General features: G+C 40.0%; 23 protein-coding genes. 12 read left to right on the forward strand and 11 right to left on the reverse strand.

The features are described 5' to 3' along the window. The first annotated feature begins 7 nt into the window (after window positions 1-7). Together ACTJJH_RS08510 and ACTJJH_RS08515 are read left to right on the forward strand one after the other, a co-directional pair. Entirely contained in the window at window positions 8-520 is a 513-nt protein-coding gene (locus ACTJJH_RS08510; RefSeq protein ID WP_317808928.1) for a DUF1543 domain-containing protein, read from the forward strand. A gap of 37 nt (window positions 521-557) precedes the next feature. Then, the gene (locus ACTJJH_RS08515) at window positions 558-1,553 is read left to right on the forward strand and encodes a DUF2804 domain-containing protein (protein ID WP_005804702.1); all 996 of its coding nucleotides are present in this window, start codon (window positions 558-560) and stop codon (window positions 1,551-1,553) included. An 8-nt stretch (window positions 1,554-1,561) separates the two neighbouring features. Here ACTJJH_RS08515 and ACTJJH_RS08520 read toward each other — a convergent pair whose 3' ends face one another. Then, window positions 1,562-2,437: a metal-dependent hydrolase gene (locus ACTJJH_RS08520; RefSeq protein ID WP_440600998.1), complete on the reverse strand. Its 876-nt coding sequence runs from the start codon at window positions 2,435-2,437 to the stop codon at window positions 1,562-1,564. 121 nt (window positions 2,438-2,558) lie between these two features. On the opposite strand from ACTJJH_RS08520, the gene ACTJJH_RS08525 reads away from it, so the two are divergent. From ACTJJH_RS08525 to ACTJJH_RS08545, 5 genes are all read left to right on the forward strand, one after another. Further along, a complete protein-coding gene (locus ACTJJH_RS08525) occupies window positions 2,559-3,608 on the forward strand; it encodes an AraC family transcriptional regulator (protein ID WP_057085678.1) in 1,050 nt (349 codons plus the stop codon). Window positions 3,609-3,854: 246 nt separating this feature from the next. Beyond that, the gene (trpA, locus tag ACTJJH_RS08530) at window positions 3,855-4,658 is read left to right on the forward strand and encodes a tryptophan synthase subunit alpha (protein ID WP_002116163.1); all 804 of its coding nucleotides are present in this window, start codon (window positions 3,855-3,857) and stop codon (window positions 4,656-4,658) included. Continuing rightward, the gene (accD, locus tag ACTJJH_RS08535) at window positions 4,655-5,551 is read left to right on the forward strand and encodes an acetyl-CoA carboxylase, carboxyltransferase subunit beta (protein WP_086265215.1); all 897 of its coding nucleotides are present in this window, start codon (window positions 4,655-4,657) and stop codon (window positions 5,549-5,551) included. The genes trpA and accD overlap by 4 nt, the downstream gene beginning before the upstream one ends. Further along, entirely contained in the window at window positions 5,548-6,834 is a 1,287-nt protein-coding gene (folC, locus tag ACTJJH_RS08540; RefSeq protein ID WP_440600999.1) for a bifunctional tetrahydrofolate synthase/dihydrofolate synthase, read from the forward strand. Before accD ends, folC begins: the two co-directional genes overlap by 4 nt. Further along, complete coding sequence (locus ACTJJH_RS08545; RefSeq protein ID WP_440601000.1) at window positions 6,825-7,883, forward strand: SPOR domain-containing protein; 1,059 nt, start codon at window positions 6,825-6,827, stop codon at window positions 7,881-7,883. The genes folC and ACTJJH_RS08545 overlap by 10 nt, the downstream gene beginning before the upstream one ends. 29 nt (window positions 7,884-7,912) lie before the next feature. On the opposite strand, the gene ACTJJH_RS08550 is transcribed toward ACTJJH_RS08545, so the two are convergent. The 3 genes from ACTJJH_RS08550 to ACTJJH_RS08560 all read right to left on the reverse strand — a co-directional run bounded on the left by ACTJJH_RS08550 (window position 7,913) and on the right by ACTJJH_RS08560 (window position 10,213). After that, complete coding sequence (locus ACTJJH_RS08550) at window positions 7,913-8,491, reverse strand: dual specificity protein phosphatase family protein (protein ID WP_063099579.1); 579 nt, start codon at window positions 8,489-8,491, stop codon at window positions 7,913-7,915. After that, window positions 8,488-9,300, reverse strand: coding sequence for an MBL fold metallo-hydrolase (locus tag ACTJJH_RS08555; protein WP_440601048.1), 813 nt, complete (start codon window positions 9,298-9,300; stop codon window positions 8,488-8,490). The genes ACTJJH_RS08550 and ACTJJH_RS08555 overlap by 4 nt, the downstream gene beginning before the upstream one ends. Window positions 9,301-9,571: 271 nt before the next feature. Continuing rightward, window positions 9,572-10,213, reverse strand: coding sequence for a peroxiredoxin (locus ACTJJH_RS08560; RefSeq protein WP_002116558.1), 642 nt, complete (start codon window positions 10,211-10,213; stop codon window positions 9,572-9,574). A 406-nt stretch (window positions 10,214-10,619) separates the two neighbouring features. On the opposite strand from ACTJJH_RS08560, the gene secA reads away from it, so the two are divergent. Then, entirely contained in the window at window positions 10,620-13,340 is a 2,721-nt protein-coding gene (gene secA / locus ACTJJH_RS08565) for a preprotein translocase subunit SecA (protein ID WP_440601001.1), read from the forward strand. A 131-nt stretch (window positions 13,341-13,471) separates the two neighbouring features. Next, the gene (locus tag ACTJJH_RS08570) at window positions 13,472-13,915 is read left to right on the forward strand and encodes a hypothetical protein (RefSeq protein WP_002116535.1); all 444 of its coding nucleotides are present in this window, start codon (window positions 13,472-13,474) and stop codon (window positions 13,913-13,915) included. Between the two features lie 66 nt (window positions 13,916-13,981). On the opposite strand, the gene ACTJJH_RS08575 is transcribed toward ACTJJH_RS08570, so the two are convergent. Then, window positions 13,982-15,292, reverse strand: coding sequence for an MFS transporter (locus ACTJJH_RS08575; RefSeq protein WP_016143091.1), 1,311 nt, complete (start codon window positions 15,290-15,292; stop codon window positions 13,982-13,984). Window positions 15,293-15,424: 132 nt separating this feature from the next. After that, window positions 15,425-16,066 (reverse strand): PAQR family membrane homeostasis protein TrhA, encoded by a 642-nt coding sequence (gene trhA / locus ACTJJH_RS08580; protein WP_440601002.1) that lies wholly within the window; start codon window positions 16,064-16,066, stop codon window positions 15,425-15,427. Window positions 16,067-16,194: 128 nt separating this feature from the next. Between trhA and ACTJJH_RS08585 the strand changes: the two genes are divergently transcribed. Continuing rightward, window positions 16,195-17,406 carry a class I SAM-dependent methyltransferase gene (locus ACTJJH_RS08585; RefSeq protein WP_440601003.1) on the forward strand — a complete coding sequence of 404 codons (1,212 nt, stop codon included), beginning with the start codon at window positions 16,195-16,197 and terminating at the stop codon, window positions 17,404-17,406. Window positions 17,407-17,418: 12 nt separating this feature from the next. Continuing rightward, on the forward strand, window positions 17,419-17,838 hold the full coding sequence (locus ACTJJH_RS08590; protein WP_440601004.1) for a GNAT family N-acetyltransferase: 420 nt from the start codon (window positions 17,419-17,421) through the stop codon (window positions 17,836-17,838). 29 nt (window positions 17,839-17,867) lie between these two features. Here ACTJJH_RS08590 and ACTJJH_RS08595 read toward each other — a convergent pair whose 3' ends face one another. The 5 genes from ACTJJH_RS08595 to ACTJJH_RS08615 all read right to left on the reverse strand — a co-directional run bounded on the left by ACTJJH_RS08595 (window position 17,868) and on the right by ACTJJH_RS08615 (window position 23,706). After that, window positions 17,868-18,728, reverse strand: a complete 861-nt coding sequence (locus ACTJJH_RS08595; protein ID WP_440601005.1) for a patatin-like phospholipase family protein — start codon at window positions 18,726-18,728, stop codon at window positions 17,868-17,870. 15 nt (window positions 18,729-18,743) lie between these two features. Further along, window positions 18,744-19,001: a hypothetical protein gene (locus ACTJJH_RS08600; RefSeq protein WP_001280981.1), complete on the reverse strand. Its 258-nt coding sequence runs from the start codon at window positions 18,999-19,001 to the stop codon at window positions 18,744-18,746. Window positions 19,002-19,166: 165 nt separating this feature from the next. Then, window positions 19,167-21,302, reverse strand: coding sequence for a 3-hydroxyacyl-CoA dehydrogenase NAD-binding domain-containing protein (locus ACTJJH_RS08605; protein ID WP_440601006.1), 2,136 nt, complete (start codon window positions 21,300-21,302; stop codon window positions 19,167-19,169). An 18-nt stretch (window positions 21,303-21,320) separates the two neighbouring features. Beyond that, window positions 21,321-22,526, reverse strand: a complete 1,206-nt coding sequence (locus ACTJJH_RS08610) for an acetyl-CoA C-acetyltransferase (RefSeq protein WP_440601007.1) — start codon at window positions 22,524-22,526, stop codon at window positions 21,321-21,323. 169 nt (window positions 22,527-22,695) lie between these two features. Next, window positions 22,696-23,706 carry an AraC family transcriptional regulator gene (locus tag ACTJJH_RS08615; RefSeq protein WP_002116561.1) on the reverse strand — a complete coding sequence of 337 codons (1,011 nt, stop codon included), beginning with the start codon at window positions 23,704-23,706 and terminating at the stop codon, window positions 22,696-22,698. Between the two features lie 210 nt (window positions 23,707-23,916). On the opposite strand from ACTJJH_RS08615, the gene ACTJJH_RS08620 reads away from it, so the two are divergent. Beyond that, on the forward strand, window positions 23,917-25,035 hold the full coding sequence (locus tag ACTJJH_RS08620; RefSeq protein WP_440601008.1) for a CaiB/BaiF CoA transferase family protein: 1,119 nt from the start codon (window positions 23,917-23,919) through the stop codon (window positions 25,033-25,035). The last annotated feature ends 146 nt before the right edge of the window (window positions 25,036-25,181 follow it).

The following is a 25,181-nucleotide window of genomic DNA, read 5'->3' on the forward strand; positions in this document are numbered from 1 at the left end:
GGATACAATGCCAAGTTTGTTTATGGTGATGTTAGGCGGGCGTCATGCACGTGCTAATACAGAAGTCCATGATGTAGTCATGGCTGTAGGAGATACTTTGGAAGAAGTTTATCCTCAACTTAAACAGGCTTGGTTTGGTGAAGCTCAAGGATTACATATTGATGCTTGGGCCAAGCTCTCTGGTGTTAACTCTCAAGGGCAAAATTATCAAATTCATTTTACAGATGCAGCACCCAAACCAGATGATTTAAAATTATATTTAATTAATCTGGGTGGATATAATGCTTGTGAATTCGGTGAGCTTCACCGTTATGAGTTTGTAGTTGCACCAAATGCTGTCGTTGCAAAACAATTAGGTAAACAATTTATAGATCAACAGTGGCAAAAAGCACACACAGATCGAGTCATTGATATTGATGACTGCTTAGCGATAGATTGTGTAGCAGGGCGCTATATTCATTTAATAAAAGGCGATTTTGCTGAAACAATTTGGGAAAATACGTATTTGACCGTGGTATAGGTCATTTGAAATCTAATATTCATATGGAAGTGGGTAAATGGATTTAATTCAAGAAAATGGACAGCCTCGCTACGGGCGTTTTGAATCTGTACCGTCAACCATTCACGTACAACATTATATTTATAAAACCCCTTACGGTAAGGTCCTTAAAGGCTGGCGTAAGCAATTAAAATATAAAAAATTTAAATTCTGTGGTATTCAACATAAACACTATAGTATTGGTCTGGCAATTGCAGATATCGGCTGGGTCGGGCATGGCTTTTTCTATATTTATGACCATGAAACAGGGCAGGTTATTGAGTGGAATGCCATTCAGCCTTTGGGGCATAAAACCTATCTTGATGAACAACCCTTATTTAATCAAAGTTATTTTTCTAAATCTCCTTATCAGTTTGATATCCAGCATGCCAATGGTGTGCGATATATCCGAGTGACCAAATATGGTGAGATTCAACTCAGCGCTCGTATTTTTTGTGCTGGAACCGATATATTAAGTTTGTGTACACCAACTGGCATCAATGGTTGGACTTATACCCAAAAGCAGACCACATTGGCTGTAGAGGGAATGTTTATTAATAAGCAAAACCAAGTCGTACAATTTGATGAAAAGACATTTGCCTCTTTAGATGATACCTGCGGTTTTTTGCGACCTGAAACGGCTTGGTTCTGGCTTTCATGTAATTTCTGGGATGAGCAAGGGCGTCGTATAGGGCTAAATCTGGCTTCTGGTGTTAATGAAAGTTTTGGTAATGAAAACTGCTTATGGATTAACGGAGTCTTATTTCCACTAACTGATGTTTTATTTGAAAAAGTAAATGATGAACTTTGGCAAATTAGCTCTCTAGATCAAAAGCTTAATCTCCAAGTGCATATTGGTTGGTGCCGATATGAAAATATAAACTTAAGAATGATCGGCAGCCAGTTCAATCAGTGGCAAGCTAAAATTAGCGGCGCGATTGAGCATGAGGCAACCGATATCATCAATTGCAACGAACAATATGGTTTACTAGAACAACATTATGCGAAATGGTAACAAGCAGGTTATAAACCTGCTTGCCAGAATGCTTCACCAGCTGCAATAGGATCATTGGTCTTTTCGAGTGTTTCAATCCAAACAGGATATTGACGAATGACTGGATGCTGACTTGGATGAAAGTCTTTTTTAAACCAATCTAAATATTGGTTTTTCATAGCGGTTAATGTGCCATTTTTGCCAAAGAACCAAGGTAAACCTTTAAGGTTCATCAGGAGTCTTTCTCTAGAACTAAAGCCATCACATTTCAACATGATGTTGGTGCGATAGAGTGTAAAGCCAAACATCAGTACTGTTGTAAGAACCAATACAAAACGACGAGTCGACTCAGGAACTTCACCCACCTGTTTCATGACGTCAAAAGCAACATCACGGTGCTCCATCTCTTCAATGGCATGCCACGCGAATAGCGCTCGAACATAGGGGTGAGCATTTTCCAAAGTTTTTTTATTGCTATAAAAAGTTTCTGCCATTAATGCAGTTAAATGTTCAGCTGCCGCTGTCATCGCAATATTGTATTGCGGTGAACGTTTGGTGAGTTCAAAACGAAAAATTCTTTTAAGTGTGGTTGTGAACTGGTCAACAGGCATGCCTTGCTCTTTCATGAGCTGATTCATTTTGTCATGAGCAATACCGTGTTGAGCTTCTTGTTTAATAAAGTCTGCAACCCGTTTTTGTAGTTCGGGATCATCAATTTTGTCTCGGAACATACGGACACATTCAATAAAATAACGCTCTCCATCTGGAAAGGTTAAGCTCAATGCATCAAACATACGAGTCAAAAAAGGATCGTTATTAAACCAAAAGCGAGGCGCTTCGTTTAAATGAAAATCTAGATCTTTACGAACTACTGGCTCGACCTGATAAGAAACATGTGCGTTCATATTTTTATTTCTCGCATCTAACATGTTCATTAGTATGTCGCTAATAGTCGGCTTTGTTTTGACAGTTATTGCCAATTTTTATACAGTTTGCGACAAGATGGCATTAAAAAAAGGATGAGCCATGCAGGATTTTACGATTTCAAATGGCTACTTTTATCTGTGGAATACTTATCTAAAAGAAAAAGGAGTCGATTGGCAGGCATTAAACCTTACAGATGTTCAGGCCCGTCAAGTTCAAAATATCTTAGCTTCATCTATTGATGCTCAATCTTCTTTAAACTTTTTTCTTGAACTTTTAGAGCTGACAGAGTCTCGTCTACAAGTTTCTAATTTAGCCCTAGAAATGGCAACTTGTATTACACCTGCCAATTTTGGTGTACTGGGATATATGGCTTCTCGAAGTGGGAGCTTTGCAGAGGTTCTTGAATATGTCATGAAATTCCATCGTCTCGTGATTGACGGTGAGCAAGTCGTGCCTATGCAAGTTGAACAAGATGCTTCTAACATTCGTTTGTATTGGCCTTTGGTTGATGCCAGTAATATCATACTTTGTGAGCTGACTTTAGCTGCTATGGTTCAGCTTGCTAAACAAATTGCTCCTTTCCATGATTTTCTCTTGCAGCATGTTGAGTTTGTGCACCGCTCACGTGGTCCCTTAGTTCACTATCAGCGTTTCTTTCAATGTAAATTATCATTTGAGCAACCTTACTATGCATTAACTTTTGCAAGTGAAGGATTGAATGTTCGTCCTCGACATGCAGACCCCAGCTTAATGCAACTTTTAGTGAAACAAGCAGAAGAGGCATTAGCTCAGCGGAAAATACATACAGATTTGGCTCAGCAAATACATTGGATTGTTCATGAATATTTCAAACACAAGCAACAAGCCCCGAAAATAGAGGATATTGCTATTGAGTTGAATATTTCAGTACGAAGCTTGCAGCGTCAATTACAGTCATTAAATACTTCATTTAAATTAATTTTAGATACTGAACGCATGAAACGCTGTGAAATATTACTTCACCAAAATGAGAGCCTCACCACAATTGCTGAACAGTTGGGATATTCGGATCAGTCGGCACTTGCACGGGCTCATAAAAATTTGACAGGACAAACTTTACTCATGCGGAAAAGGGAATTACAACTCGCCAATAAAAATATTGAGAAATAAGTTTTGCGTGATTGTTTTTTGATCTGATGGCGATCTAATAATGGCTCGAAAATAGGAAGCTTTGATCATTGAGAAAAGTTTCAAAATATTGATAAATGTACACCATGGGTTGTATGAATCATACAATCGAATATCGCCATAACGTTAGACCTGTTCAATGGACAAAAAATAGCGTTAAAATGCGATGTTCTTGTATTTCTACAAACAACTCCTCAATTTTAAATAATTCAAGGAAAGCACAACCCTATGTCACGTCTTGCCACCCGTTTTGAAAAGCTTAAGTCCCAACAACGTAAAGCGCTTGTATCTTATGTTATGGCGGGTGATCCACAGCCACAAGTAACGGTTCCGTTACTGCATAAAATGGTTGCAGCAGGAGTAGATGTCATTGAGCTTGGTTTACCATTTTCAGATCCAATGGCTGATGGTCCGGTAATTGCGCTTGCAGCTGAACGTGCGCTTGCGGCAGGGACTAACACGTTGGATGCACTCAACATGGTAAAAGAGTTCCGTGAGCAGGATCAGGAAACACCTGTTGTTTTAATGGGTTATCTCAATCCGGTTGAAGTGATTGGTTACGAGAAGTTTGTTTCTCATGCGAAACAATGTGGTGTAGATGGCTTATTACTTGTGGATTTACCACCAGAAGAGTCAAAAGAATTTGGTGCTGTGTTGAAACAACATGATATGGACCAAATTTTCTTACTTGCACCAACTTCTACAGATCAACGCATTCAACATGTGACAAATCAGGCAAGTGGTTTTATTTACTACGTTTCACTTAAGGGTGTAACTGGAGCAGCCACACTTGATACGGCAGAAGCTGCTGCACGTATTCAAAAAATCAAAAATGCCACTAATATTCCAGTGGGTGTTGGTTTTGGTATTAGTGATGCCGCTTCAGCAAAAGCAATGGGTAATGTTGCTGATGCCGTGATTGTGGGTAGTGCTTTCGTTAAAAATTTTGCAACGTTGGCAGCGGATGACGCTGTTGAACAGACGGTGAGTAAAGTCAAGGAGCTTCGAGCAGCGCTCGATGAGTTAGTATGAATCAAGAAGTGAAACCAGGGAAAGTTCTTAGCCCTTCGACACCATGGACAAAACGTCCGGTTCCAGGTATTGAAGTCGCAGATGAGCAACAAATTCTCAAAGCAACATTTACTGAGCCAACGATTGAATGTCCTGAATGTCATGCACTAGTGACACGTACAGCAATTTCTTTCAATGCATATGTTTGTCCGCAATGCGACGAACACTTACGAATGAAAGCTCGTGACCGCTTGAACTGGTTCTTCGATAATGTTGTAACTGAATTGGGTCAAGAATTTACTGCTAAAGATCCATTAAAGTTTGTTGACTCTAAACCGTATCCAGATCGTATGCGTGAAGCGCAAAGCAAAACTGGTGAAACGGAAGCGTTAATTGCCATGCAAGGTAACTTAAATGGCGTAGATATGATTGCATGTGCTTTTGAGTTCGACTTTATGGGCGGCTCAATGGGTACAGTTGTAGGTGACCGTTTTGTACAGGCTGCCGAGCTTGCAATTGAAAAACGTCAGCCATTAATCTGTTTCGCAGCTTCTGGCGGCGCGCGTATGCAAGAAGGTATGTTATCGCTTATGCAAATGGCGCGTACTTCTGCTGCGATTCAAAAATTAAAAGATGCTGGCTTACCATATATCGTTGTGTTAACACATCCTGTGTATGGTGGTGTAACTGCTTCTTTAGCAATGTTGGGCGATATTCATATTGCTGAACCTAAAGCGATGATTGGCTTTGCTGGTAAACGTGTAATTGAGCAGACTGTACGTGAAACTCTTGAAGAACCGTTCCAACGTGCTGAATATTTGCTTGATCATGGTGTAATCGATCAGATTGTTCATCGTCATGCTTTACGTGATACTGTATCTCGACTTGTATCGAAATTGATGAACTTACCTTGAACCAACAAGCTCCACTTTCAATAGACTCTTTAGATACATGGCTCAATTATTGGAGCCATGTTCACGTTACAGGGATAGATCTTGGTCTGGAACGTGTAATTCCTGTTGCAGAAAAGCTGGGTGTAACTCAGCCTAATGCTAAAGTTTTTACAATAGCCGGAACGAATGGTAAAGGCTCAACCACAACCACACTGGCTGCGATATTAAACGCACAGGGTTATAAAGTTGGGTTATATCAGTCACCGCATATCTATCGCTTTAATGAGCGAGTTAAACTAGGTGGGGTAGAAGTCGATGATCAAAGTCTGATTGATGCTTTTGTTCAAGTCGATCAGGCTCGTCGCGATTGTGATTTAAGCTTATCTTTTTTTGAAGCAACCACTTTGGCTGCTTTTGTTATTTTTAAACAACAACAATGTGATGTATGGGTGCTCGAAGTCGGTTTGGGCGGGCGTTTAGATGTCGTCAATGTGATTGATCCCGACATTGCAGTGATTACTAATATTGGCCTAGATCACACAGATTGGCTAGGCGATACCATTGAAAAAATTGCTTTTGAAAAAGCAGGTATTATTCGTTCACATATTCCAGTTATCTTCGCGGGTGAGCAACAATTACCGCAAGCAATTCAGGATAAAGCACAAAGTTCACAAGCAGACTTATATACCGTTAATCGTGATTATTTTTATAAGCTCGCAGAAGATGGACAAAACTGGTACTTTGCTTCGGAAGGAACCACTTTAAAACTTCCTTTAGGTACATTAGCGATTGAAAATATTGCAGGAGCAGTTGCGGCCATTTTAAATAGCGGACTTGAGATTTCTCAGTCAGCATTAGAAAAAGGTATCCAATCTGCTCGCTTAGCTGGACGTTTTGAACAGCGTCAAGTGGATGGGAAGACGGTCATTTTTGATGCTGGGCACAATCCACATGGTGTTGAATTTTTGTTAAAGCAATTGCGAAATTTCTTAGAATACAATAAACAGTACACAGAAGTTGTCGCAGTATTTTCAATGCTGGCAGATAAAGATATAAAATCAGTAGTCGATTTATTGAAACCTACTGTTTTACATTGGAAAATTGCTGAATTGAATGTGCCGCGTGCTGCACCGATTCAGCAACTCAATGATGCCTTGCAAGGCCAGACAGTACAACAATATGGCAATATCAAAGAGGCTTTTAAATCAGCGCTTGAGCAAACAAATAACAATCAGCTGATTTTGGCCTGTGGTTCGTTTCATACTTTAGAAGCGATTTGGGAGTATTTGGAAGAATGTCAATGAATAACAAACAACGCTGGATGGGTGGCGTTGTTTTACTAGGAGGTGGTGTTTTATTGGCAGCATTACTTCTAAAAGGAAATGAGGAAATAAAACAGGTTGAAGCTCAACCATCCGCATCCACATCGCCAAAAACTCAAACTAAACCAAAACAGACAACTGAAGGGCAAATGGTACAACTACAACCGCTTGCGGTTGATGTTGAAACTGAAAAACGTTTGCTAGAAGAGCAGCGTCGTGCGCGTGAAAAGGCCGTTGCTGAACAAGAAGCACGTGCAGCTGAGTTCTTAGCAATGCAGCAGCAAGCTGAAGCTGATGCTGCTCGTAAAGCTGCAGCAGAGTACGCTGCGATTAATGCGCGCCGTACAGCGGCTCAAGAAAGTTCAGATAATATTCCACCGGAGTTAGTGGGTGAAGCGAAAGCTAAAAACCAGCAAACCAATACGGTGAATAAAACAACTGATACTTCAAAAATAGAGTCAGACAAAAAAGCTGCTGAAGCAAAACACCAAGCAGAAGCAGACAAGAAAGCGGCTGATGCTAAGCGTCAAGCAGAAGCAGACAAAAAAGCAACTGAAGCAAAACGCCAAGCAGAAGCAGAAAAGAAAGCAGCTGAAGCTAAACGACAGGCAGAAGCAGATAAAAAGGCTGCAGAAGCAAAACGCCAAGCAGAAGCAGACAAGAAAGCTGCTGAAGCCAAACGACAAGCAGAAGCTGATAAAAAAGCCTCTGATGCTAAACGAAAAGCTGAAGCTGAGAAAAAAGCTGAAGCTGAAAAAGCACGTGAACTGCTTGAAAATGGCGATAAAAAGTGGATGGTTCAAGTCGCTTTGGCTGCTAACCAAGCAAATGCAGATGCAGTGGTTTCTAAATTACGAGCTAAAGGCTATAAGGTCACTACAAGCCCAACCAGTAAGGGAATTCGTATTATGGTTGGTCCTGCAAAAGACCGTGATACAGCGGATGCAGCTCGTAAGAAAATTACTTCTGATTCAAGCTTAAATATGAAATCAGCTTGGGTAATTGACTGGGTACCGTTAGACCAACGTTAACCAAATTAAAAATTCCACTCAAGATGTCACTAAGATGGATTCGACAGTTGCTGTTGAATCCATCTTACATTTTCAGGTGTAAATAATCGGTCAATGTTCTTCCAAATAATATGATAACCGTAACCCCCTTGTTTCATTTCCTTAACCGCATCATTAATTGCCCAATTTTCAAAAATAATGCGATACATGGCAACGCTGGCCCCTGTACGATCAGAACCATGGTAGCAGTGCAATAAAACGCGTTGATCATTCTGCTTAGCAATTTTGATTTGTTGCATGACTTCTAGGAGGTCTTGTCGGTCAATTGCCCACGTGTTGATAGGAATATGTACAAGATTAAAATTTTCATTTTTAAAAACTAAACTATCTGCGTCTTTGGCTCTTAAATTAATGATCGTTCCAATTTGATGATTCTTTAATTCAGAAATCATTGCAGTATCAGGTTGTTCACTGCGATAAACATCATTACTAATTTGATAAAAGTTATGAGTCTGAGAAACTAAGCTTCCCCAATCTTGTGGTCGATGCTCATGGGCGATACTTTCGTGCTGCATACATCCTTGTAAACTTATACAGATGACAAGTGTAAGGAGCGATAATTTCTTCATGTTTGATACCGTTTAAGCTCATCAGGGTCGTGAGCACAAATTATTTCAATCGTGGGTTCATGTTGAGCTAAATGCTGTAAACGCTTGAGATTAAAAAGACGCTTTTGATTGTCTTCTGCAAATGTTTTTTCCAGCAGATCAAGTGATCTTAATTTATTTTTAGGGTTTAACTCTAGGTGTGAGTAGTAGGCATCTCCACAAAATAATAACCATTGATTTTGTTGCTTTATGGCAATACCGCAATGTCCAGCTGTATGTCCTAAGAGCGGTATCATTAAAATTTCATCTTGAAACAGCGGAAAACCTGTGACTTTTTCGAGGTTGAACCATGCTTCACCTTTTTGATATTCAACGAAGTTCCAATACCGGTGATCTTTATATTGATTAGTTCTATAGCGAAGTTTGCCTTTAAAATTTGGAAGTTGGGCAGCGTTGTATTCTGCTGCTAAAACATGAACTGTGGCATGAGGAAAATCTGAGATACCACCAGCATGGTCAAAATCAAGATGAGTGACAAAAATATGCTGTATATCTTTGGGACTAAACCCGAGCTTTTGGATTTGTTGGATCGCACTAAATTCAAGATTATGCTCAATATTGCCTAAGCGTTTAACTAATGAGCCTAGGCGCTGTTTCATATGTAAGTAATCTTGCAAGCCAAAGCCCGTATCGATAAGCACTAAGCCTCGATCAGTTTCAACTAAAAGACAATGACAGATTACCTCAGCTCGGAAGCCTTTTTGTCCAAATAAGGGGGCACAAACTGGGCACATGCTGCCACATTTTAAATGATGAATTTTATAGATCATGATTTTTATTTTTTTACCGAATCGATTCGAGTTATAACTGATCTGAGCAATAAAAACCATGAGTATTCAATACATAAATAAAAAAGCCACCGCTGTAGGTGACTTTTTAGGGTGTGATATTTAATCTAAGTGTGCCTACACGCTTCGCTTGTCTTGTAAGGAATTTTTCAGGTGCTTGCCTACGCACTGCGTTTGTCTTGCAGGGAATCTTTGAGATGCTTGCCTACGCGCTTTGCTTGTCTTGCGCTTTGATTAAAGCCTTTTAAAGGCTTTAATCTTGCTCAGGCTGTGGCGTGAGGCGTAAATAAGGTTTAACAGCCGTATAACCTTTAGGAAAACGTTGTTTAATTTCTTCTTCATCTTTAAGTGACGGTACAATAACGACATCTTCACCTTGCTGCCAGTTCGCAGGTGTAGCGACTTTATGCTTGTCTGTTAATTGTAATGAATCCACAACACGTAAGACTTCATTAAAATTTCGGCCTGTCGAAGCAGGGTAGGTAATGATTAAGCGAACTTTTTTGTTAGGATCAATAATCACTAATGAGCGCACTGTTAGAGTTTCACTGGCATTAGGATGAATGAAGCCATAGAGCTCAGATACTTTACGATCTTTATCTGCAATGATAGGAAAGTTTACAGTTGTGTTTTGTGTTTCATTAATATCGTTGATCCAGCCCTTGTGCGACTCTACATCGTCTACAGATAAAGCAATCGCTTTAACATTACGTTTCGTAAATTCATCTTTTAATTTTGCTGTATAACCTAATTCAGTTGTACATACGGGAGTATAGTCGGCTGGATGTGAAAATAAGATTCCCCAACTATCCCCTAAAAAATCATAAAAATTAATTGTGCCTTCACTCGATTCTTGTTGAAAATCGGGAGCAGTATCTCCTAATCGTAGTGTCATGATCTTTCCTCAATTGCGCATAATTTGTTATTCGATTGAATGAATATGCAGCATTTACTTTATGATTAAAATTATTGTTTTTGTATTTTATTATGAATTTTTTATATAAGTGTAAATATATATGACTAAAACTCATTATTTTAAGTGCTTAATCAATGTAACTTTAAGGTAAATTTGCTAAATTAGATTTCTCGGAAGTTATGCTTAATCGATGAGCGTTAATGGTGTGTTTTTGGTGCTCGGCACATTAAGGGGAGATTAGATGAGTGAAAAACCATTCGTCTAACTATCAGATTTTTTTTAGGGGTTTTGTGCAAACCCCTTGTACTTCAAATTTCTGGCACCATAATAAACGACTGAGAAAAAGTTTATTCATTTGACCAAGCAAGATTTAGAGAGTTTATCCATGTTGGCAAGTCTGATCGGAGGTATCTTCGGTACAAAAAATGAGCGTGAACTCAAACGCATGCGCAAAATTGTTGAGCAAATCAATGCGCTCGAGCCGACGATATCAGCTTTAAGCGATGCAGACTTATCTGCAAAAACTCCAGAATTCAAACAACGTTATAATAATGGCGAAAGTTTAGATAAATTACTTCCAGAAGCGTTTGCAGTTTGTCGTGAAGCTGCTAAGCGTGTGATGGGTATGCGTCATTATGACGTTCAGTTAATCGGTGGTATTACCTTACATGAAGGTAAGATTGCCGAGATGCGTACTGGTGAAGGTAAAACCCTTATGGGTACTCTGGCGTGTTATTTAAACGCTTTGAGTGGCCAAGGTGTACATGTCATTACTGTGAACGATTATTTGGCACAGCGTGATGCCGAGTTGAACCGCCCATTATTTGAGTTTTTGGGTCTATCAATTGGTACAATTTATTCAATGCAAGGTCCGTCAGAAAAAGCGGAAGCTTATCTTGCTGATATCACTTACGGTACCAATAACGAATTCGGTTTTGACTATTTACGTGACAACATGGTGTTTTCTTTAGCAGAAAAGAAACAACGTGGTTTGCACTATGCCATTATCGATGAAGTTGACTCCATCTTAATTGATGAGGCTCGTACACCATTAATTATTTCTGGTCAAAGTGAAGACTCTTCACACCTCTACAGTGCAATCAATACAATTCCACCTAAATTACATCCGCAAAAAGAAGAAAAAGTAGCAGATGGTGGTCATTTCTGGATTGATGAAAAGCAGCGTTCAGTTGAAATGACTGAAGTTGGTTATGAAACTGTTGAACAAGAACTTATTCAGATGGGCTTGTTGGCTGAAGGCGAAAGCTTATATTCAGCAACAAACCTAAACCTTGTTCACCATGTATCTGCTGCTATTCGTGCGCATTTCCTATTCCAACGTGATGTTCACTATATTATTCATGATGGTGAAGTGGTTATTGTCGATGAACATACGGGCCGTACGATGCCAGGTCGTCGTTGGTCAGAAGGTTTGCATCAAGCTGTTGAAGCAAAAGAAGGCTTAGAAATTCAGCCTGAAAACCAAACTTTAGCGACAACAACATTCCAGAACTACTTCCGTCTCTATAAAAAGCTTTCAGGTATGACAGGTACTGCTGATACTGAAGCTGCGGAAATGAAAGAAATTTACGGTCTTGATGTTGTGATTATTCCAACTCACCGTCCAATGATTCGTAACGACCAAAACGATTTAATTTATTTAAACCGTAACGGCAAATATAATGCGATTATTCAAGAAATTATGAATATTCGTCAGCAGGGTGTTGCTCCAATTTTGATTGGTACAGCAACCATTGAAGCCAGCGAAATTTTATCTTCTAAGTTAATGCAAGCTGGTATTCATCATGAAGTGTTGAATGCAAAGCAGCATGAGCGTGAAGCTGACATTATTGCTCAAGCGGGTAGCCCGAATGCAGTAACGATTGCAACTAACATGGCTGGTCGTGGTACGGATATTATCTTGGGTGGTAACTGGAAAGCTAAGCTTGCCAAACTAGAGAACCCAACTGCAGAAGATGAAGCACGTCTGAAAGCACAATGGGAACAAGACCACGAAGATGTCTTGCAAGCGGGTGGTTTGCACATCATTGGTTCTGAACGCCATGAATCACGTCGTATTGACAACCAGTTACGTGGTCGTGCCGGTCGTCAAGGTGACCCTGGTGTTTCTCGTTTCTATTTGTCTCTTGAAGATGATCTGATGCGTATTTTCGCTGGCGACCGTGTTGTTGGCATGATGCGTGCGATGGGTTTGAAAGAAGACGAAGCGATTGAACATAAAATGGTGAGCCGTTCGATTGAGAATGCTCAGCGTAAAGTTGAAGCGCGTAACTTCGATATTCGTAAGAACTTATTAAAATACGATGACGTGAATAATGAACAGCGTAAGATTATTTATTCACAACGTGATGAAGTATTAGCTGAAAACACCTTAAAAGACTACGTTGAAGAAATGCATCGTGAAGTGATGCAAGGCATGATTGCCAACTTTATTCCACCAGAGTCAATTCATGACCAGTGGGATGTGGAAGGTTTAGAAAATGCTTTACATATTGATTTAGGTATTGAGCTACCAATCCAAGAATGGTTAGACCAAGATCGTCGTTTAGATGAAGAAGGTTTGGTTGAGCGTATTAGTGATGAAGTGATTGAGCGTTATCGTCAGCGCCGTGCTCAAATGGGTGATGAATCAGCAGCAATGCTTGAGCGCCATTTCGTTTTAAACTCTCTTGATCGCCATTGGAAAGATCACTTGGCTGCAATGGATTATTTGCGTCAAGGTATTCACTTACGTGGCTATGCGCAAAAGAACCCTGAGCAGGAATATAAGAAAGAAGCTTTCAACCTGTTCGTAAACATGTTGGGTATTATTAAAACTGATGTTGTGACTGATTTGTCTCGTGTACATATCCCAACACCAGAAGAACTTGCAGAAATGGAAGCTCAACAACAGCAGCAAGCTGAATCAATGAAGCTTTCTTTTGAACATGATGATGTAGATGGTTTAACTGGTGAAGTTACACTTTCTCAAGAAACCATGAACGAGTCTGTCGATCAGCAAGCTTTCCCTGTTCCAGAAAGCCGTAATGCCCCATGCCCATGTGGTTCAGGATTAAAATATAAGCAATGTCACGGTAAGATCTAATCTGCCTTCACAAAAAAAGCAGAACAATTGTTCTGCTTTTTTTATGTTTGTAGTAAGCCTGTGAATAATGTTTGCAGTTTTAAGCATTAAATGCTATTTACTTCTCATCCAGAGTGTATGTTGGAAAGACAATGAAAAAAGTATTACAACCTTTATTTTTAACTGTTCTTGCTGTACCAAGTTTTGTTTTTGCAGCAGAAGCAGCTTCAGCCCCTCAAACGACAACGGTTGACAAAGTACTTGCAGCAAAAGGCCCAACTTCGGCTCAAGCTGTAGTGAAGCAAGAAAATACTACAGTGATTAGCCCGCGTACAGGTATTCGCTATACGTTGGGTAACACAGGTAATCGCCCAATTATTTTACAAACTACAGCGATTGCTCCGGCAAACTCAGCAAACATTAATCGTATTGTGGCAAGTAACCCAGCTCTCTCTGCAAAAAGCCAAGAAAAAGCAAAAGTTGCTTTAATCGGTGAAGCAGCTGTAGCAGGACCAGCAGCAGTTGCAGCAAGCAATGTAACAGCGCCAGCTGCAACAAATAGTGTTGCTCCAGCAAATCCTGCATCAATGAATTAATTCATATACCTATAAAAAAGCCAGTTCAATTTGAACTGGCTTTTTTATAGGGGTGTCTTTAAAACTTTAAATCTGATTATTTACATCATCATTTTTTGTTTCACGAATGAGTAAGAAAGCGATGAGTGATAAAAGTGATGCTGCAGTAAGATAATAACCAACTGCATATAAACCATAAGTTTCAGCAAGCTTAGTTGCAATAAGTGGCGCAAAAGATGCACCAAAAATACCAGCCAAGTTAAAGGTTAATGCTGAACCTGTATAACGAACTGAAGTTGGGAAAAGTTCAGAAAGAACTGTACCAATCGGACCGTAGGTTAAGCCCATAATTGCCAAGCCAGTACATAAGAAAAGGAAAACGATTAAAGTATTTCCAGACTCTAACATACTAGAGAAGAACAAGCCGAAAATCGCAGCAGCGATACAGACACCAATAGAAGTTGTTTTTCGACCAAATTTTTCTGCAAAAATAGCCGATAAAGGAATGAATGCGGCGAAGCAAAGTGTGGCAAAGAGTTGAAGTTCTAAGAATTCACCACGCGCATATCCAAGCTTTGTGGTTCCCCAGTTTAAAGCAAATACGGTAGTAAGATAGAACACAACAAAGGTACAAATGGCTGCAACTGTACCAAGAATAAGCTTACCTGTATGTTTGGTTAAGACTTCTTTAAATGGAATATTGACTTCTTTTTGCTTATCTAAAACCTTTTGGAAAGCTGGAGTTTCATGAAGTTTTAAACGGATATATAAGCCAACAATAACCAATACAGCACTGGCAATAAATGGAATACGCCAGCCCCATTGCATGAATGCTTGCTCAGGAATAACTGCACTTAATAATAAGAAAGAACCTGTTGCTAAAATAAAGCCGATTGGAGCACCTAGCTGCGGAAACATGCCGTACCATGCTCTTTTTCCTTCTGGGGCATTTTCAGTCGCTAATAATACTGCGCCGCTCCATTCACCGCCTAAACCTAAGCCTTGTCCTAAACGACAAACAGCTAATAGTAATGGTGCGACAATCCCGATTTGGGCATAGGTTGGAAGTAAACCAATACATACGGTTGAAATACCCATGGTCAGTAAAGCTGCAACTAAAGTTGCTTTACGACCAATACGGTCTCCTAGATGGCCAAATAATGCGGCACCGATAGGACGGGCAATAAAGGCAATTGCAAAGGTTGCCAGAGATTGTAAGACTGCGGCACTGCCACTACTAGCAGGGAAAAATAGGTGAGGAAAGATAATCACGGCAGCTGTTGCATAGATATAAAAGTCGAAGAACTCAATGGTTGTACCGACTAAGCTTGCAAACAAAACTCGTGTTTTTGAATTAGTGGCTACTACAGGAGCAGCAGTCGCAGAGGTTGACTCCATATAAAACCTTATATCCGTTAAAATTTATTTTTAATGACTACTCTTTTTAAAGACGTATTTTTCTCAAAGAATAGCGTGAAAGAACATCATCCATGACTCTTTCAGGATCACTGAATATGAGTGAAAAATGGACTAAACTACGTACCAATAGATTGCAAGAAAATGTGCCCCTGCACCTAAAAGCACAAAAATATGCCAGATCGCATGGGTATATCTTACCTTTTTTAACGCGTAAAACAATGCTCCAACCGTATAAGCTAATCCGCCAATAATTAACAAAATCAACGCGTCTTTACTTAGATAGGTGCGCATATCATCCATAACAAATACAGCAAGCCAACCCATAAGAACATAAGCAAGTAGCGAAATTTTCTGAAAACGATGAATAAAAACTAACTTGAAAAGTGTACCAATTGCAGCAATGCTCCAGAGAGCAATAAGTAAAATATGAGCTTTTTGCGTAGGTATAGCAATGCTTAAGAACGGGGTATATGTTCCCGCAATTAAATAATAAATAGCAGTGTGGTCGAGTTTTTTATACCAGTAGCGTAGATTTTGTGTTTGAGCAAAATGATAAAGTGTAGAACTGGTAAAAACTAGAATGAGACTAAATGAGTATACCCATAAGCCCACCCACTGAGCAGTTGAAAGATAAGATCCCTCTATAATTAAAAAGATAGAAGCTACAACTGCCATAACAACACCAGCACCATGACTATAGGCATTAAATAGTTCTTCTTTTGGATCGTAAGTTTCCAACACAGATTTACTCATAACTTTAATTTTTTTGATTAAAAATACAAATGTATAGAAATACAAAACAGTCGTAAAGTTATTTTATTTTTAATCCTAGACCCTTTAAACTTCTATTTTATATGAGTCTTCATTTTTTAGGTATATCCGTGTCGGTTTTCTCCTTTGAGCAAGAACAGCAATTCTTTTATGAAATCAAGCAAATGCTTGACCAACAAGCTTTTGAGCGTTTGATCTTGAGCCAATATAAGGGAGAGTTGGCGCAGCTGGAAAAAATCACTTTCCGTGTTGTAGAGCTACATGGACAAAAACAGCTTTCAGCTCTATACCATCATACGACCCAAGATGTGACTAAAAACTATTCATTTCAAGAAGGTTTGCAACAGATTGAGCAATTAATCACACAGTGTAAGCAAGCAAACTTATTTTCAACCACTCAAGAAATTCAACTAAAAAAAAATAAGAAAAAAGCCATATTAAATATGGGTAAAAAGCAGGCCGTAAATACGACACAAACGGTTCAGGCACATGACCGTGAAAAGCAGCGCTATGTACAGCAAGGCAATGCATTTTTAAAAGAGCTGGGTATTACTGATGAAAAAGCTCAGGTCATTCCAAGCATGGCTCGTAAATGGAAACAGATTAATAAATTTATCGAAATTTTTGCGAGTGCCTATGAACAAATTGATGCGTCTCAACAAGAGTTACGCATTGTCGATTTTGGCTCGGGGAAAGGTTATTTAACTTTTGCATTGTATGATTATCTGCAACAACAGCAGAAAACACCATTGATTACTGGTGTAGAGCTGCGCCGTAATTTGGTGGAATTTTGCCAGAACGTTGCAGACAAAGTGCATTTTAACCACTTAGACTTTTTTGAAGGTGACGTTCGTAGTTATCAACCGGAAAAGCTGGATGTAATGATTGCCTTACACGCATGTGATATTGCGACAGATTTTGCTATTCATACTGGAATCCGTTTAAACGCTTCGATGATTATGTGTGCGCCATGTTGCCACAAAGAGTTACGCCCTCAATTACATAGCCCAGAAGTTTTACAACCAATGCTACAGTTTGGTATTCATGCTGGACAACAAGCTGAGATGCTGACTGACACTTTACGTGCGTTACTTTTAAAAGCGTATGGTTATGAAACCAAAGTTTTTGAGTTTGTATCGCTTGAACATACCAGCAAAAATAAAATGATTTTGGCGACAAAACGCAAAAACGTTTCACAGCCTGACACCGAGATTATGGCTCAAATCCAAGCATTGAAAGAAATGTACGGAATTAAAAAACAAACGTTGGAATTGTTATTGCAAGATCAGTTGCCGATCGAAAATATCGGCTGTAAGTGCTAGGAAGGTGAATGGATGTATAAAATTGTAGAGGGTGGTTGGGAACAGCTTGAGAAAGATGCCAAATACATCCGTGAACAAGTCTTTATCCGAGAACAGGGAATTGCACCTGAAGATGAATGGGACGACTTGGATGCCACAGTTCTACATTTTATTGTCTATGACAAAGAGCAGCCTATCGCTACAGCACGTTTGTTGCCGCAGCATAGCGTAGGGCGTGTTGCTGTTTTAATGCCTTATCGAAAGCAGGGTATTGGTAAAATTTTAATGCAGCATATTATTGACTATGCACGTCGTCATAAACTGCCTTACTTAAAGCTTTCAGCGCAAACCTATGTGACCGCTTTTTACGAAGCTTTAGGCTTTAAAGTACAAGGTGAAGTTTACGAGGACTGTGGCATTCCACATATTGATATGGTTTTGAAGTTAAATTGAGACTTCTTTTTAGAAATCTCAATTTTAATTTATTTCATTGCATTCCAACTTTCGATGGCCTGTAAGCCAGTTTCTAAACCGACTTCATAACTGTAGCAAAGCTTTTTTGGATTGGTAGTTAAACGACCAGCCATATTTTTAAGAGGCGGTGGACACACTTCTAAAATTTGCTGGTCTGGATTTTCACCACGAACAAAATCGACCGAAGCGTTATAACGAGCACAGCGGCTACGCAAGCTACTAGCGAAACCATAATGATGTTTAAACGCATATTTTGCGAGGAATTGATCAGCTCGACTACTTGCTTTGAAATAGTTTTTCGGACGAGTACGTAAAACTAACAGTTTTTTGACGCCACTTTGCTGAGCCGTCCAGCGAACGGGTAGGGCATCTGCAACACCACCATCAAAATAAGGTTCACCCATAATATCGACGGGATGACGCGTTAAAACTGGAATTGAGCTAGAAGCACGAAGCGCATTGAGTAAATTGTCTTTACCCGCACGAAGATATTCTGCATGACCGGTTTTGGCATGCGTCAACACCATATAAAAATCAGGATTTTTGGCAAAAAGACTCTGTTGATCAAGAGGATGCTCTTGCTCACCAATTTCCCACATCCATTTTAAATCAAGTAAATCGCCGCCCTTAAAAAAGCGCTTGTAATCGATAAATTCAGGACGCAGTGAATGATCAATATAAAATGTTAAAGTGCGGCCTTGCTGGCCTGCTAGGTAGTTGGCGACATTAGTTGAACCAGACGATACACCAACATATAAATCGAATGGGTTGAACTGTTGTTGTAAAAACGCGTCAAGTACACCACTGGTAAAGGCACCACGCATGCCTCCACCTTCTACAACCAGTGCGTTGCGGGAAAAATCTGTCATTTGAAAAATATCTGATTACTGAGTTGATTGCTTATGTTCTTGCATATCCATTTCAGGCATGTTGTCACTATGTTGAGCGTGTTGCTCTGTAGAGTGCTCAGCCTTTTGCTGCATTTGCTCTTGTTGTGCTTTGCGCTGTGCACCTGGCATATAGTCAGGTTCATTACTCATTGCTAAATAGAAAAAGCCAAGGAAAATTGCACTTAAAACACCAACGATCAGAACAAATTTCCAGCCTAAAATTGCTGACTCGGAAGAATTTTTATCGGACATAAGAATTTCTCGAATGTGCTGTAGAAGCACAAAAATGAAGTCTATTTATAGCATATTTAGGTAGGGGGCAGGAATCTTAAAGGTTATAAAGAAAAACCCATATAAATAAAATATATTTATATGGGTAAGGTTTATGCAGTTTTTTAAATATTCAACAGGACTAAGTTACTGAATATCTTGTTTCTGCTCAGCTTTGGTTTTTAGTAAAGCTGGTGGTGTAAAACGTTCACCATATTTGGCAGCCAATTCTTCGGCGCGTTTTTGGGCTTTATCAGTACCATATTGATTTAGGAATTGAATTGCTCCTCCAGTCCAAGGTGCATAACCAATCCCAAAGATAGAACCGACATTGGCATCAATTACAGACTCCAATACGCCTTCTTCATAACAACGTAAAGTATCTAAGGCCTGTACAAACAGAATGCGATCAATCATATCTTGTTCAGAAATATCATGATCTTTTTTCCAGCGGTTTAAGCCTTCCCATAGATGCTTTTTACCATTTTCAGGGTATTCATAAAAACCAGCTCCAGCAGCTTTACCTTTACGGTTTAACTCATGAATCATGGTGTGAACCACTTCATCTACAGAAGTTTTAGGTAAATCTTTTCCTTCGGCCTGAAGAGCTTTGCGTGCTTCACTGGCAACATGTTCGGTTAATGTTAAAGATACTTCATCTTGAATAGCGAGGGGGCCAACTGGCATACCAGCTTTCAGTGCTGCCATTTCAATACGCGCTGGGTGGACACCTTCGGCAAGCAAGCGCATACCTTCTTGAATGAACGTACCAAACACACGACTGGTAAAGAAACCACGGCTATCATTAACAACAATCGGTGTTTTTCCAATTTGTTGTACAAAGTCGTAAGCTTTGGCAAGTGTCTCTGCGGAGGTGTTTTTACCTTTAATAATCTCAACCAACTGCATTTTGTCGACAGGGCTAAAGAAATGCAGACCGATAAAAGCTTTATCATCCTTACTTGCTTGCGCTAAACCTGTAATTGGCAGGGTTGAGGTGTTTGATGCCATCACACCGTTAGGTGCTAGATATTGCTCGGCTTCTTGAGTGACTTTAGCTTTAAGTTCTTGATTTTCAAATACGGCTTCAATAATTAAATCACAACCTTGTAAGTCTTCGGCAGAAGCTGTAGCCGTAATGAGCGATAAAACCTGATCACGTTTTTCTGCGATCATGCGGCCTTGTGAAACGCGTTTATCTAAGAGCTTTTGTGAATACGCTTTGCCTTTCTCTGCATTTTCAACAGATACATCTTTAAGTACAACTGGAATGCCTTTAATGGCTGTTGAATAGGCAATGCCCGCACCCATCATGCCTGCACCCAACACACCTACTTTAGTGGCTTGCCATTTTGCAACGTCAGCAGGGCGGCTCGCACCAGACTTAATTGCATTTAGACCATGCCAGAAAGTGCCGATCATATTTTTAGAAATTTGGCCTGTGGTAAGCTGAGTAAAGTAGCGTGACTCAATACGCAGTGCAGTATCGACATCAACTTGAGCACCTTCAACTGCGGCAGCCATAATTGCTTCAGGGGCAGGGTAACAACCTTTGGTTTTGTCTCTTAACATGGCTGGCGCAATTGCAAGAACTTGTGCAACTGCTGGAGTTTTTGGATCACCACCCGGGATTTTGTAGCCCTTTACATCAAAAGGCTGTTGAGATTTTGGATTGGCTTTTATCCAAGCTATTGCTTTATCTAAAAGCTCTTGATCATTTTCGGCAGTGTCATGAATTAAACCTAAAGATTTTGCTTTATCAACACCGAACTGTTTGCCTTCCATTAAGAAAGGAAATGCATTTTGAAGCCCAAGCAAACGTACCATACGTACAATACCACCGCCGCCTGGTAACAAACCTAAAGTGACTTCTGGTAGGCCAAATTTGCTTTTTGGGTCATTAATTGCAATACGGTGATGGCAACTTAATGCGATTTCCCAACCGCCGCCTAGTGCAGTGCCATTTAATGCTGCAACCACTGGAATCCCTAGTGTTTCAATTGTACGTAAATGACCTTTTAGCCTTTCAACCATGTTGAAAAAGTCAGTTGCATGTTCAGGCTGAACTTGAATCAGTTCATCTAAATCGCCGCCTGCAAAGAAAGTTTTTTTAGCCGAGCGGAAAATAACCCCTGAAAGTTCTGTTTCTGCTTTAAGTTTCTGAGTCGCTTCATCGAGCGAGTCACGAAACTCGGCATTCATGGTGTTCGCAGATTGACCAGTTGAATCAAGCGTTAAAATGACAATATTGTCGGCATTCTTTTCGTATTGAATTGCACTCATCTTCTATATCCCTAATTTTTATACGCGTTCAATAATGGTGGCAATACCCATCCCACCGCCAACACAGAGGGTCGCTAAACCGCGCTTTTTATCTTGTCGTTCAAGCTCATCAAGTAAAGTGCCTAAAATCATGGCACCTGTTGCTCCTAATGGATGACCTAAAGCAATCGCACCGCCATTTACGTTGACTTTCTCAGCTGGGACGTTGAGCTCATTAATAAAACGCATTACAACTGCCGCGAATGCTTCATTGACTTCAAATAGGTCAATATCATCAATCGTTAGCCCAGCTTTTTCTAAAGCTTTACGTGCAGCAGGAGCAGGGCCGGTCAGCATGATGGTTGGGTCGGTACCAACCAGTGCAGTCGCCAAAACTTTAGCGCGTGGTTTTAAATTTTGTTCTTTGACAGCTTTTTCAGAAGCTAATAAAACTACAGCTGCTCCATCGACAATACCTGATGAGTTACCTGCGTGATGAACATGATTTATTTTTTGTGCTTCTGGATATTTTTGTAAAGCAACTGCATCAAACCCCATTTGTCCCATCATTTCAAAACTTGGGTTGAGCTTCGTTAGACCTTCGAGTGTGGTATTGCCTTTAATAAATTCATCTTTCTCTAAAATCACCACACCTGCATGATCTTTTACTGGCACAACTGATTGGTCGAAATAACCATTTGATTGAGCCGCCGCCGCTTTTTGCTGTGACTTTACAGCAAAATTATCAACATCTTCACGGCTATAGCCATCTAAGGTTGCAATGAGGTCGGCCCCAATACCTTGTGGAACAAATGATGACTTAAGATTTGTTTCTGGATCTAATGCCCACGGCCCACCATCCGAGCCCATTAGAATGCGTGACATTGATTCAACGCCACCAGCAACCACTAAATCTTCCCAACCAGAGCGGACTTTCATTGCTGCCATATTGACTGCTTCTAAGCCTGATGCACAAAAGCGATTGATTTGCACCCCAGCAACATCATCATTCCAACCTGCTGCAATCGCTGCAGTTTTGGCAATATCACCACCTTGATCGCCAATTGGTGTTACGCAGCCCAAAACAATGTCATCGACTTTAGACGTATCGAGTTGATGGCGCTGCTGTAATTCATTTAATAAGGTCGTCAGTAATGTAATTGGTTTTACTTCATAAAGAGAGCCATCTTTTTTTCCTTTTCCGCGTGGGGTGCGAATGGCATCAATAATATAAGCCTCGCTCATAACAGTTCCTTTTTTATTACTTAAACTTTGTTGTGTTTTGAGTGTACTGGTTTTAAAAGGCAACGCAATGACGATAAGCGCACCAGTCAGGTGATGATTTTTGCCAATAGAAATACAAAAAAGCCCAAGTTGAACTTGGGCTAAATGTGAAGCTAAATAGATTTAAGAATTAGTGATAACCATGTAGCTGGCGATATAGGCCAGGGGTTACACCCGTCCACTTTTTAAATGCACGGTGGAAAGTACTGGTTTCACTAAAGCCAACTTGTTGGGCAACATCTTCAAGTGTTAACTCAGGGTTGAGTAACAAGTGAATCGCAGCATCTCGGCGTAGGGCATCTTTTACGCCTTGGTAGCTTTTACCTTCGGCAGCCAAGCGGCGACGTAAGGTTTGAGGAGATAAATATAACATTGATGCCACGTCATTAAGCGTTGGCATTTCTTCACCAATCTGGCTTTTGAGCACTTCACGAATACGAGAAGTTAGCGAGTTAGTATTTTTGAATTTTACTAAAAGCTGAGCAGGAGCTGCTTTTAAGAATTCTTCTAGCGTTTTTTCATCTTGGCGGATTGGCAAATCAAGATAATCAGCTGCAAAGGTAATTTCAGTACGCGGTGCATCGAACTGCATGACTGGTGCAAAAAATAATGCATCATATTCATCGGCATGTGCAGGACGTGGATAGCTAAAATGAACACGTTCTAATGGCAAACGACGTTCAATCAACCATGAAGCTAGACCGTGCCAAATCATGAGCATACTTTCAGTAATGAAATGGTCTGGATCTAAAGTTTTTGGAATGAGGGGAACTAGGCGTGCTTCATGTTTGTCACGCTCTAGAGTTACAGACCATTCATCGCCAAATAATTTGTAGAATTGAGATGACAGTTCAAGGGCTTGGCCCAATGTTTTTGCGTGAATAATCAACTGACACATAATGGCAAAAGTGCCCAGACGACGCGGTTGTACGTCAAATCCAACGTGTTCATCCTGTGTGACCATCCACAACATTTTTATAAATCGAGTGTATTGTTCTGGTGAGATTCGAGCTTTAGGTTGACGTAATAATTCCGCTTCAATACCCACATGTGAAAGGAGCATTTCAACATCCATGCCAAGGCGTTTTACGCCTGTCAAAGCCGCATTCACGAAGTGGATGCTAATCGTATCGCGACTCATATTGAATCCTTCAGTCTCTTTGATGTTCACTTTAAATTGACCTAAATGACCGTCTAAAAAAATAAATTGGCGATTTACAACAGAGTAAAAGCACTTTTTACATGTTAAATTGCCGAAATGATCAAGGTAAATGGCTGAACATGACATTGTTTTAGAATATTTGCTTAACTAATATAAAAGAAAATTCGAATAATAGTGGTTAAAAATACGATGACGACAGCATTAAATGGACTTAAAGTTCTCGATTTCTCGACGCTCTTACCTGGGCCTTTTGCCACAATGTATTTAGCCGATATGGGGGCAGAAGTCATCCATATTGAATCTCCATCACGTCCTGATTTAATTCGAATCATGCCGCCATACGCAAATGGTCAAGCAACAGCACATAGTTATTTAAACCGAAATAAACAGTCGATTGTTCTGGATTTAAAAGATAAAGCGAGTATTGATCTGATTAAAGCCAAAATTTCTGAGTTTGATGTTGTCATAGAGCAGTTCCGACCTGATGTTATGCGCCGTCTCGGTTTAGACTACGCGACACTTGCCGAAATTAACCCACGTCTCATTTATTGTTCAATTACAGGTTATGGACAAACAGGGAGCTATAAAGACAGAGCTGGGCATGACATTAACTATTTAGCTTTAGCAGGTATTGCTGGATATAGCGGCCGACAAGACAGTGGTCCACCACCACTCGGTATTCAAGTCGCAGACATTGCAGGTGGTTCACTTCATGCTGTCATTGCAATTTTAGCGGCGGTTGTCGAACGTGGACGTAGTGGAATGGGACAATATATTGATATTTCCATGACCGATTGTGTTGCTAGCCTCAATAGTATGGCCGCATCAGCGACACTTGCTGCACAGGTTGAGCAGGCTCCAGAGCATGGCATGCTCAATGGCGGTATTTTTTATGACTATTATATGACTCAAGATGGTCGTTATCTTTCAATAGGTAGTCTTGAGCCACAATTTATGTCTGGTTTATCAGTGGCGCTTGATTTGCCTTTATTATTACAAAAAGGTGCTTCCTTAGATGTCGAAGACCGACAGGAAGTTAAACAAGCTATTCAAGAGAAAATTAAAATGAAATCATTTAAAGAATGGCATGAAATTTTTGCAAATCTTGATGTGTGTGTAGAACCTGTTTTAAGCCTAACAGAGTCCTTAAACTCGCCTTTAGCACAAGAACGTGGATGGATTGTGGATGTACCTTTGCAAAATAATACAGCGGATACAGAACCACAATTGGCTTGTCCAATTAAGTTTTCAAGATCGAAAATGAGATATTCCTTTATAGGTCAAAAACTTGGTGAAGGGCAGTGGTAAAGAGCTGGGGCCATTTTTCATACAATGTGTATTAAGATTATTATTAGATTAATCAATCGATTAACATTTTGAATAATTTCTTTACATAAAATTAGCGTACCCTTTATAAACAAAGACATAAAAGGTATGTAAACATGAAAACACAT

Origin of the sequence: Acinetobacter sp. 22301, assembly GCF_052045285.1 — a bacterium.
Taxonomy (GTDB): Bacteria; Pseudomonadota; Gammaproteobacteria; order Pseudomonadales; family Moraxellaceae; genus Acinetobacter; species Acinetobacter pittii.

Bases quoted from the DNA above. Each gene is read 5' to 3' on its own strand.
- ACTJJH_RS08510 (WP_317808928.1), top strand. From the start codon at position 8: ATGCCAAGTTTGTTTATGGTGATGTTAGGCGGGCGTCATGCACGTGCT.
- ACTJJH_RS08515 (WP_005804702.1), top strand. From the start codon at position 558: ATGGATTTAATTCAAGAAAATGGACAGCCTCGCTACGGGCGTTTTGAA.
- ACTJJH_RS08520 (WP_440600998.1), bottom strand. From the start codon at position 2,437: ATGAACGCACATGTTTCTTATCAGGTCGAGCCAGTAGTTCGTAAAGAT.
- ACTJJH_RS08525 (WP_057085678.1), top strand. From the start codon at position 2,559: ATGCAGGATTTTACGATTTCAAATGGCTACTTTTATCTGTGGAATACT.
- trpA (WP_002116163.1), top strand. From the start codon at position 3,855: ATGTCACGTCTTGCCACCCGTTTTGAAAAGCTTAAGTCCCAACAACGT.
- accD (WP_086265215.1), top strand. From the start codon at position 4,655: ATGAATCAAGAAGTGAAACCAGGGAAAGTTCTTAGCCCTTCGACACCA.
- ACTJJH_RS08545 (WP_440601000.1), top strand. From the start codon at position 6,825: ATGTCAATGAATAACAAACAACGCTGGATGGGTGGCGTTGTTTTACTA.
- ACTJJH_RS08550 (WP_063099579.1), bottom strand. From the start codon at position 8,491: ATGAAGAAATTATCGCTCCTTACACTTGTCATCTGTATAAGTTTACAA.
- ACTJJH_RS08555 (WP_440601048.1), bottom strand. From the start codon at position 9,300: ATGATCTATAAAATTCATCATTTAAAATGTGGCAGCATGTGCCCAGTT.
- ACTJJH_RS08560 (WP_002116558.1), bottom strand. From the start codon at position 10,213: ATGACACTACGATTAGGAGATACTGCTCCCGATTTTCAACAAGAATCG.
- secA (WP_440601001.1), top strand. From the start codon at position 10,620: ATGTTGGCAAGTCTGATCGGAGGTATCTTCGGTACAAAAAATGAGCGT.
- ACTJJH_RS08570 (WP_002116535.1), top strand. From the start codon at position 13,472: ATGAAAAAAGTATTACAACCTTTATTTTTAACTGTTCTTGCTGTACCA.
- ACTJJH_RS08575 (WP_016143091.1), bottom strand. From the start codon at position 15,292: ATGGAGTCAACCTCTGCGACTGCTGCTCCTGTAGTAGCCACTAATTCA.
- trhA (WP_440601002.1), bottom strand. From the start codon at position 16,066: ATGAGTAAATCTGTGTTGGAAACTTACGATCCAAAAGAAGAACTATTT.
- ACTJJH_RS08590 (WP_440601004.1), top strand. From the start codon at position 17,419: ATGTATAAAATTGTAGAGGGTGGTTGGGAACAGCTTGAGAAAGATGCC.
- ACTJJH_RS08595 (WP_440601005.1), bottom strand. From the start codon at position 18,728: ATGACAGATTTTTCCCGCAACGCACTGGTTGTAGAAGGTGGAGGCATG.
- ACTJJH_RS08600 (WP_001280981.1), bottom strand. From the start codon at position 19,001: ATGTCCGATAAAAATTCTTCCGAGTCAGCAATTTTAGGCTGGAAATTT.
- ACTJJH_RS08605 (WP_440601006.1), bottom strand. From the start codon at position 21,302: ATGAGTGCAATTCAATACGAAAAGAATGCCGACAATATTGTCATTTTA.
- ACTJJH_RS08610 (WP_440601007.1), bottom strand. From the start codon at position 22,526: ATGAGCGAGGCTTATATTATTGATGCCATTCGCACCCCACGCGGAAAA.
- ACTJJH_RS08615 (WP_002116561.1), bottom strand. From the start codon at position 23,706: ATGAGTCGCGATACGATTAGCATCCACTTCGTGAATGCGGCTTTGACA.
- ACTJJH_RS08620 (WP_440601008.1), top strand. From the start codon at position 23,917: ATGACGACAGCATTAAATGGACTTAAAGTTCTCGATTTCTCGACGCTC.